Annotated in this window: 6 protein-coding genes and 2 pseudogenes; 6 read left to right on the forward strand and 2 right to left on the reverse strand. The window is 61.0% G+C overall.

The window, feature by feature from the left end:
- The 4 genes from P0D80_RS47540 to P0D80_RS47555 form a co-directional block, all read left to right on the forward strand.
- Positions 1-218: OmpW family outer membrane protein (locus P0D80_RS47540; RefSeq protein WP_408295054.1), on the forward strand; the 218-nt coding region annotated here is incomplete at its 5' end.
- Positions 219-498: 280 nt separating this feature from the next.
- Positions 499-3,477, forward strand: coding sequence for a molybdopterin-dependent oxidoreductase (locus tag P0D80_RS47545; protein WP_408295057.1), 2,979 nt, complete (start codon positions 499-501; stop codon positions 3,475-3,477).
- Positions 3,478-3,487: 10 nt separating this feature from the next.
- On the forward strand, positions 3,488-4,357 hold the full coding sequence (locus P0D80_RS47550; protein WP_408295060.1) for a 4Fe-4S dicluster domain-containing protein: 870 nt from the start codon (positions 3,488-3,490) through the stop codon (positions 4,355-4,357).
- Positions 4,354-5,397 carry an alcohol dehydrogenase catalytic domain-containing protein gene (locus P0D80_RS47555; RefSeq protein WP_408295063.1) on the forward strand — a complete coding sequence of 348 codons (1,044 nt, stop codon included), beginning with the start codon at positions 4,354-4,356 and terminating at the stop codon, positions 5,395-5,397. Before P0D80_RS47550 ends, P0D80_RS47555 begins: the two co-directional genes overlap by 4 nt.
- Positions 5,398-5,439: 42 nt before the next feature.
- On the opposite strand, the pseudogene P0D80_RS47560 reads toward P0D80_RS47555, so the two are convergent.
- Positions 5,440-5,972: pseudogene (locus tag P0D80_RS47560) on the reverse strand (DDE-type integrase/transposase/recombinase); the annotation flags it as partial.
- Between the two features lie 1,169 nt (positions 5,973-7,141).
- The gene (locus P0D80_RS47565) at positions 7,142-7,513 is read right to left on the reverse strand and encodes a hypothetical protein (protein ID WP_408295066.1); all 372 of its coding nucleotides are present in this window, start codon (positions 7,511-7,513) and stop codon (positions 7,142-7,144) included.
- Between the two features lie 74 nt (positions 7,514-7,587).
- Here P0D80_RS47565 and P0D80_RS47570 point away from each other — a divergent pair.
- Together P0D80_RS47570 and P0D80_RS47575 are read left to right on the forward strand one after the other, a co-directional pair.
- Positions 7,588-8,296, forward strand: a pseudogene (locus P0D80_RS47570) (TetR/AcrR family transcriptional regulator).
- Positions 8,297-8,437: 141 nt separating this feature from the next.
- Positions 8,438-8,650 carry a hypothetical protein gene (locus tag P0D80_RS47575; RefSeq protein ID WP_408295069.1) on the forward strand — a complete coding sequence of 71 codons (213 nt, stop codon included), beginning with the start codon at positions 8,438-8,440 and terminating at the stop codon, positions 8,648-8,650.
- Positions 8,651-8,817: the final 167 nt, after the last annotated feature.

Genomic DNA, 8,817 nt, shown 5'->3' on the forward strand with positions numbered 1-8,817 from the left:
GTGCGACACTCAGTTCATCATGGAATCCTGTATTCGAGGTCGGGGCAAATTACGCGATTACAAAACACTGGTCAGTCGGAACCTCTCTCGGCTACGTTCCGGTGAAGACCCACCTTACGTTATACGGGCAGACCGCGACGGGAACGCAGATCGTTTCCAAATCGACGCTCCGGCTCAATCCACTTAACGTCTTCCTGAACGTCGCCTATACGTTCTAGCGTGCACAGGTCGTCAATGCGTCAATCGAGAGGTTTGAACGCTCATTAAAGACATGGACGTTATTTTTCGCCATCCGGACCTGGCTGCGATCCGCGACCTCACGGTCGATTACACATATTGCGACACACGCCGCTGCAAAGGGGCCGGGCGATGCCGGGTCTCTGACCCACAGCAGCCGACATGACCACGCTCGTCCGGGCTGCTCGGGCGAGCGGGGAAGCGGTCAGTCATGTCGTCATGTCACCGCTTGCGCAGCAAAGCTTCTCTTTGGATTGAATAATGAAACGACAGGTCCTCAAGACCATTCTTTTTGCCTTGCCCAAGGTCCTTGACCTAACGGCACGCCGCTTTCCCGCCTATCGTGATCGCCTGAAGGAGCGCAATCTCGTGGCCTGGATCGGACTCATGGATGAAAGCATCGGTCGCGTCATCACGTTCACGAACGGGCGCGTTCGGTCGCGCGCCGGCAGGCATCGGCGGCCCGACGTGCGCATGGTCTTCAAGGATGTGGCCACCGCCCTGAAGTTCCTTTCCCCCAATCCGGACCAGGGCGAAATCATCCACGCGGCCAAGAACTTCAAGGTGGTCACTGAGGGCGCGGACGAACTCCTGGTGTGGCTGTTGCAAACCCTGAGCATGATGCAGACCATCAGCCTGCCGATGGGCAGGCCCATGCGCGACGGCACCCGCCGCTACACCACCTGTACCAACGGCGGCCCTCTGTTCGTCTACGTGAAGGACGGCCGCGTCGTTCGGGTCACCCCCATCGATCTGGACAGCACGGATGCGCCAAGCTGGGTGATTGAGGCGCGCGGACGCCGCTTCAGCCCGCCACGGCGCGCATTGGTCGCGCCCCACGCCCTGACGCTCAAGTCGCTCGTTTACTCCGACAAGCGCATCCTTCATCCGATGAAGAGGGTCGATTTCGACCCTGACGGTGAACGCAATCCCCAGAACCGGGGTAAGTCTGGCTATGTGCGCATCAGTTGGGACGAGGCCCTGGACATTCTCACCAAAGAAATCAATCGGCAGAAGCGCGTTCACGGCCCTGGTTCCATTACCTTCCCCTTATCGTCCCATCACCAGTGGGGCAATGTGGGCTACTACCTCAGCGCGTTGACGCGCTTTGCCAACCTGATCGGCTTCACCCGGGTCGCCGCAAATCCGGACAGTTGGGAAGGCTGGTACTGGGGCGCCATGCATCATTTCGGCAACTCGATGCGCATCGGCGTGCCATCCGGCTATGGCGGCGTCGAGGATTGCCTCAAGGAAGCCGACATGATCGTCTTCTGGTCCTGCGACCCCGAAAGCACCAACGGCGCCTATGCGGGATTCGAGGGGACGCCGCGGCGCCTGTGGGCCAAGGAGCTCGGCATCGAGTTCGTTCATATCGACCCGCATTGCAATCCGACCGCCCAATTGCTGGGCGGGCGCTGGATTCCGGTCCGACCGCAAACCGACGCTGCTCTCGCCAGCGCCATCATGTATGTGTGGGCCGTGGAGGACCTGTACGACAAGGATTACGTCGCCACCCGCACGACCGGGTTCGACGAGTGGAGGGCCTATCTTCTCGGCGATACCGATGGCGTTCCCAAGACTCCTGAGTGGCAGGAGAGCGAGACCGGCGTGCCCGCCAAGGACGTCCGTGCGCTTGCGCGCCTATGGGGAAACAGGAAGGTCCATCTGGCCGTCGGGATGACCGGCGCGGGATTCGGTGGCGCGGCCCGCGGCGCGACCGGAGCGCAATGGGCGCGCTGCATGATCATGATGATGGCGATGCAGGGCTGGGGGAAGCCGGGGGTCAATTTCGGCTGTCTTGAAGTGGGTGCGCCCCATGACCTCCATTTCTACTTCCCCGGCTATGCGGACGGCGGTATTTCCGGCGACCTGGCGTGGACCGCCAATGCGGTCAACAACTACCAGCGCATGCCGCACATCCTGACCATGAATCCCGTCAAGCAAATGGTCCCGCGGCAGCAACTGCCCGACGCCATCATCAACGGCCATGCCACGGGCTACCTCTGGGACGGCATGTCGCAGGAAGCCCAGTTTGCGCCGTTCAGCTACCCCATGCCCGGGTATTCGCCGATCCACATGATCTATCGTTACGGCGGATCCGCCTTCAGCACGGTGACGAATTCCGGACGCTGGGCCGACGCCTACCGGCACCCCAGCATCGAGTTCGTGGTCAACCAGTCGATCTGGATGGAGGGCGAGGCCCAGTTTGCCGACATCATCCTGCCTGCGTGCACTGCGCTGGAGCGCTGGGACATCGGCGAATGGTCGAATTCCGGCGGCTATGCGCACCATGGGCATGGCACGGTCAATCATCGCGTGATGACGCTGCAGCACAAGTGCATCGAACCTTTGGGTGAGTCCCGCTCCGACTACGACATCTTCACCGCCATCCTGACGCGGCTGGGCCTGGGCGGGGTGTTCACCGAGGGATGCAGCGAGCTTGACTGGGTCAAGCGGGTCTTCGACTCGTCGGATCTGCCCGATCACATTTCGTGGCGTGAGTTCTGCCGCAAGGGCTATTTCGTCGTGCCCGCGGAAAAGCCCGAGTTGCGTCATCCCGTGGATATGCGCTGGTTCGCGGAGGGCCGGCGAAAGGACCTGCAGGAACCGCATCCGCTGCCGTCACAGTTCGCCGAAAAATTCGGCATGGGCCTGCAGACGCCGAGCGGCAAGCTGGAGTTCGTGCCTGAGTTGCTGAAGCGCCACACTGCGGACAATCCCGAGCGGCCGCCGCTCAATCGATATATCCCCTCCTGGGAGGGGCTGCGCTCGGACCTGGCTCAGCGCTACCCGCTGCAGTTGATTGCCACTCACAGCCGTTACAGCTTCCATACCCATTGCGACGGCAAGAACTCCTCGGTCAACAGCATCGAGGACCATCGCGCGCTGATCGGCGGGCACCGCTTCTGGCTGCTGAGACTTAGCCGGGCAGACGCGGCCATTCGAGGCATTGCCCATCGCGACCTCGTCAAGGTTTACAACGACCGCGGCGCAGTGATCTGTGCGGCCGACGTCTCGCCGCTGGTCAACGCGGGAGTTGTCAAGTCGTACGAGGCAAGCGCCGAATTCAAACTGATTGAAATCGATGGCGAGCGCGTCGAAATCGGCGGTTGCATGAATATGCTGACCCCCGACCGGCCTCAAACCGCCGGCACGAGCAGCATGAGCCCTAACTCCTGTCTGGTGCAGGTCGAAAAATGGAGAAGTGCCGAGGCGTTCATGCTCGGTCGCGCAGCGTGAGGAACAGAGAATGAGCAAGTGGAATCTGGTTATCAAAGTCGGGCGTTGCGAGAACTGCCAGAACTGCGTCATTGCCGCGCGGGACGAGCACGTCGGCAACGACTTCCCCGGTTATGCCGCGCCCGCCGCGGCCAACGCCGACAGCCCCGTGCGCATCCTGCGCCGTGTTCAGGGCGACTCCCATATGGTCGAGACTACGTATCTGCCGGTCATGTGCAACCACTGCGACGAAGCGCCGTGTATGCGTGTGGGCGGTAGCGCCATTCGCAAGCGTGCCGACGGCATCGTCATTATCGACCCGGACAAGGCGCGGGGCCGGAAAGACATCGTGAAGTCGTGCCCGTACAAGGCGATCGTCTGGAATGAAGAGCTGCAACTGCCGCAGATCTGGATCTTCGATGCCCATCTGCTCGACCAGGGGTGGCCCGAGCCGCGTTGCCAGCAGTCATGCCCCACCGATGTCTTCGAGACGGTCAGGCTGGATGACGCAGAGATGGCCGAGAAGGCCCGGCGCGAGGGGCTCAAGGGACTGCGGCCCAACCTGGGCACGAAGCCTCGCGTCTGGTACAGCGGCCTCGAGCGTTGGGAAACCTGCTTCATCGGCGGAAGCGTCAGCGCCCGGATGGGAGACGTGATCGAGTGCGTCACGGATGCGGCGGTGGCCTTGTACGTCGGCAACGAGAAGCTGGCCGAAACCGTCTCGGACGGCTTCGGCGATTTCCGGTTCGGCGGCCTGGCCAGGGGCAGCGGCATCTACCGGGTCGAAATCCGTCATGCCCTCGGCAACGCCTGGCGCAAATGCGAATTGGGTGAAAGCGTTTATCTGGGGGAAGTCAGCCTCGCCCGGTCGACCAACGGCGCGGAGGTCGCGCGATCATGAGCACCGCAACGAAGCTGCTTTGCCTGAGACCGGCGGACCTCATCCAGCTGGAGACACAAAAGACCGCGATGCCCCGACCGGGAAAAGGCGAGGTGCTGGTCCGGGTCGAGGCAACATCGGTCAATCCCATCGACGTCAAGCGCGCCAAAGGGTACGGCCGGCGTCTCCTGAGCCTCAAGGGGGCAGGAAAGTTTCCTCTGGTCCTCGGCAACGATTTTGCCGGAGAGATCGTTTCCGTGGGCGCCGGTATCAGCCCGTGGCGACCGGGCGACAGGATCATGGGGTTGGTGCCTACCGGCAAGAAGGGCGGTGCGCATGCCACGCACCTGACGGTGGACGCTCGCCTGGTACGGCCGGCGGCCGGCGGGCTTGCTTCCAAGGCACTGGCGGCTTTTCCATATACTTTTACCACGCTCTGGCTGGCCCTACGCGGCGCGGGAATCAGTGAAGGCAATGCAAAGGACCGGAACGTGCTGGTGCACGGTGCATCTGGGGGGCTCGGCCAGTTGGCGCTTCAGGTCCTTGGGGCCTGGGGAGCTTCAGTCACCGCCATCTGCAGCACGGCAAATATTGACCTCTGCCGGAATCTCGGCGCGACGGCCGTATGGGACAGAACCTGCTGCCGGCTGGAGGAACTGCCCGATCATTTCGACGCCGCCTTGAATTTCGGCGCCTGGGAGGATGAGGCAAACCTTCTCGGCCGCCTCCGGCAAGGAGCCTTGGGATACGTCACGACCGTTCATCCCCTCCTGGGGAACATCGACCGCCGCGGTCTTCTGTCGGGAGCCTGGCGTTCACGCCAAGACTGGCGGTTTATGCAATCGCTGGCCAACGCAAAGGGCGCACGCTACCGCTGGATCATCTTCCAACCGGACGAAGGCGCTCTCGACATGCTGTACCAATTCCTCACGAGGGGCGCGCTGACGTTGCCCGTGGGCGTCTCGGTACCTTTTCCCAATGCAGACCTGGCGTTCGAGCACACTGCCCGGCACATGAAAGGGCGCGCGATCTTGCTTCCCACGGGGGCCCTGTCAAGTTGACGAGCGTGGACCACCTGCGTGGCTCAAGCGTAGTTATCCTTATCAGATAGCTTTCTCGACTGCGGAAGAAACAGTCCAACCATGCCATATGGCGAAGCGTTCTTTAAGTATGGCACGATGACATGCCCGCGTTCATCCGATGTCTGGGCAGCGCGAAGTGCTACGGATCGGGCAGAAGCATGAGAGAAACGCCTGCGTGCGACGTGCATCGCGAAAGTCGCACATCTGGCGGTCGCGCCTGTGGGTCGGCTAGGATCTGTTCTCGGCGCGATTGTTCACGCGTGCCGCCGCTTTGACGAAAACGTGCTTCACATGAGCGAGCTCGGGAATATCAGCCTTCGCCGCCCGATTACTGCGCAGCTGGTCGGTAACGATTTTGCGCGGCACCGAATTTGAACGAAGCACCCGCCGGAAAGGGCGCTTTTTGCCGCGGCCTTGTCGCGCCGCTTTTGCACCAGCACGTCGAGTTCGGCGCCATGCTCGTCGACCGCACGTCACGACAGATACGGCTCATCCCGCAGCGTCGCGAACATCTCGTCCAGATGCCCGGTGCTGCCCGGCTTGAGTCGCGCCGACAGCAGCAGTCCCCACAACCTGCGCCCTCAGCCCCTCGTGGAACCCGACGTTCGAGATCGGATTCGACCTCGCGCTCAGCAAGCATCTTGGAATCAAGGCCAGCGTGACTTTTATCCCGACGTCGACCCCGATCACGACCGAGGCATTGAATGCCACGGGTATGCGCGGCATGACGAAGCTGCACATCCATACGAATCCGCTCATCACGCATTTGGACCTCGTTATACATTCTAAAGATGGCTGCGGTTACGCTCCAAGGGAGCGTTGGCTGGACCGCAGATGAAGAAAGGGGCGTGCCACATCGAGATGGCAGGACGGCGCGAGGCTTGCGCCGTGCTCCGCACGGGCTGCGCAGGCAGGACCCTGGTCGCCTGCATGCGGGACGGTTCGATATTACATGGCGACACGCAGCGTGCAGCATCAGTGAGTGTTTTCGTTTGCCGCACCAGGCTGCCGACGTCCGCTTCGACTCCCGCCCGTTTCGGTGCCTGTCACTTGTGCGTCCGGGATGGGCGCTTCCGCGTCCCGTCGTTCCGCTGTTCGGTATGACGGTTCACCTTTTGCCTTCCCCTCAGTGTAAACTTTATCGGTCATATTGACATAAATCTCAATAGTGAGTTTAATGTCATTGTTGAGAGTAGCCGATGTCACTCTGGAAGGCGGTGTCATGGACTCAGCCACGTGGCTGGCGCGCAGTCGGGAAGTTGCCGGGAACATCATGCATGTACCGCAGAAGCGTGCACGGGGCGTGTGAGAAACGATTGTGCAGAGCCCTCGATACTGGGGTCAATCGCAGCTCTGAGGTCAAGCCGTTCGTGGCGTCACTCACTAACTGGAGTGACTTGGCATGAGGCCGTTGAACTCGCGCAGCTCCGTTTCCGGGACACGCGCCTTGCGCCGCGCTGTGCGGACTTCGCTCGACTTATCTCGGAGCGCTGGTCGACGCGACCTCCAGCCGGCGCGCGAGGTGAGTTCGTGTGCGTCGTCGAGCAACGGCATTTTCACGCCCTCGATTACCCTGGCAGAAAGCCAGAGCTGGATCAAATTCAGCAGGTTGATAGAGCTCGCCGAGGCAACATGATGAACACAACACTCCTGTCAGCAATGGCGGCACCGTTCGGGGCATCGATCGCCGCCCTGACATCCGTTGTCACGCAACGAACGCAGGCTAAGGCAAAAGTGGCTTGCGCGCGACCGCGTGCGCCGGCAAGACCTCTATAAGGAGTTCATCGAGGATGCGTTGCGTTGCTATGTCCACGCGCTTCAGCACGATGAGCCGGACTTTGCTGCTCTCGCCAGTCTGTTCGCGAAGATAAGCCGTATGTGCGTCCAATCCTCGACAGAGGTTGCGAACGAAGCCGATCAGGTTGGACGAAAGATTGTGGCCACCGATCACGCCCCGGAAAAGACGTTCCTTCAACTGCGCGAAATGCTCGCCGACGGTTCGATCGACATCCTCGGTCGCTTCAGCAACCCGGAGTTTACGCGAACCGCCGAGGTTGGGGCCAGACATTGTCAAATCCCTTGTCGAGAGAATCATTGCGAAATCCGTCGTCTGACACGCACGCGCATGTGATTGCGCCGCAGATGGCGATCTGACCGGTACGTAATGCCATGAAACGGGAACGCCTGACACATGCTCAGCGCAGGGAGCAGACGAGAGAGAGCCTGCTTGAGGCTGCGCGGAAGACGTTCGTCAAAAAGGGGGTGGCCGCTACAAGTGTGATGGACATCGCCGAGACGGCCGGTTACACGCGCGGTGCGTTCTACTCGAACTTCGACAGTAAGCCGGAGCTGCTGCTTGAGTTGCTGCGCCGGGATCACGATAGCGCGCAGGTCAATCTGCGGGCGATCATGGAAGAGGGCGGCACGCCCGCCGAAATGACGGCGCGCGCCATCGCACACTACAGCCGGTATTTTCGTGATCGAGACTTCTTTCTGCTTTGGGTCGAAGCCAAACTACTCGCGTATCGGGACGCCGGGTTTCAGGAGCGCTTTAACGCGTTCCGGCACGAAAAGCTCGACCAGATGAGCGCGTACATCCGCACGGTTTCGGAGCGCGCCGTTGCCCCTGCAGGCGGACGCGCTCGCGCTCGGCTTGGTGAGCCTACGCGATGGTGTGCAGTTCTCCAGAGTATGCGATCCGCAGACGGCGAGCGATGAGGTGATGCAGACAGTCCTTGCCGGATTTTTTTCGTGCGTATTCTGGCGGCGCCCGGAAAAAATACAGGACGCAGATCATCGCGCGGACGTGCCCGGCCGCAGACGTCGGATGCCCACCGCGGGCGCCGACAATATCCGTGGCCAGCGTCCAGCACGATGAAACTGAAGGCCATTGCCTGGGCAACGTGCTGTACCTCGCTCAGCCTGTCGGTCGTCAGAACTCGGTGCCCCGACAGAACCCTTCCGTCTCGTACGGTTGCCGCAGGTAGTTGTGTATGTCAAGCTGTCAAAGGAGATAATCATGTTTTACGACCACACGAATTCTCAAAATATTGATCACCGAAGTGGTACGAGTGATCGGCGCGACGCGGGTGCGGCGGCGAACGATATCATCGATGTGATCAATCCTGCTCCGGCAAGGAACTGGTCATGGGCGCACCACAGTGACTCATATGACTGGATGGACTGGCACAGTCCATTTCCTGCGATAGCCCCGTCGGTTACCGTGCCCTGATTTCGGATACAACAGGATCGTCCTATCAGCAAAGCGGTGGAACATACCAAAATCCTAGCCACTATCTGCGGATGGCGAAATCGCGCTTCAGCTGCGCATTTCCGAAGGTCTTGACTGCAGTAACCTACCGAGAAGCGGCAACCAACGGCTATGAAATGCTAAGGATT

This window comes from Paraburkholderia sp. RL17-373-BIF-A, assembly GCF_046030175.1.
GTDB lineage: Bacteria > Pseudomonadota > Gammaproteobacteria > Burkholderiales > Burkholderiaceae > Paraburkholderia.

Excerpts from the sequence above, each read along its gene's own strand:
- P0D80_RS47565 (WP_408295066.1), bottom strand. The coding sequence starts at position 7,513 with ATGATTCTCTCGACAAGGGATTTGACAATGTCTGGCCCCAACCTCGGC.
- P0D80_RS47550 (WP_408295060.1), top strand. The coding sequence starts at position 3,488 with ATGAGCAAGTGGAATCTGGTTATCAAAGTCGGGCGTTGCGAGAACTGC.
- P0D80_RS47555 (WP_408295063.1), top strand. The coding sequence starts at position 4,354 with ATGAGCACCGCAACGAAGCTGCTTTGCCTGAGACCGGCGGACCTCATC.
- P0D80_RS47545 (WP_408295057.1), top strand. The coding sequence starts at position 499 with ATGAAACGACAGGTCCTCAAGACCATTCTTTTTGCCTTGCCCAAGGTC.
- P0D80_RS47575 (WP_408295069.1), top strand. The coding sequence starts at position 8,438 with ATGTTTTACGACCACACGAATTCTCAAAATATTGATCACCGAAGTGGT.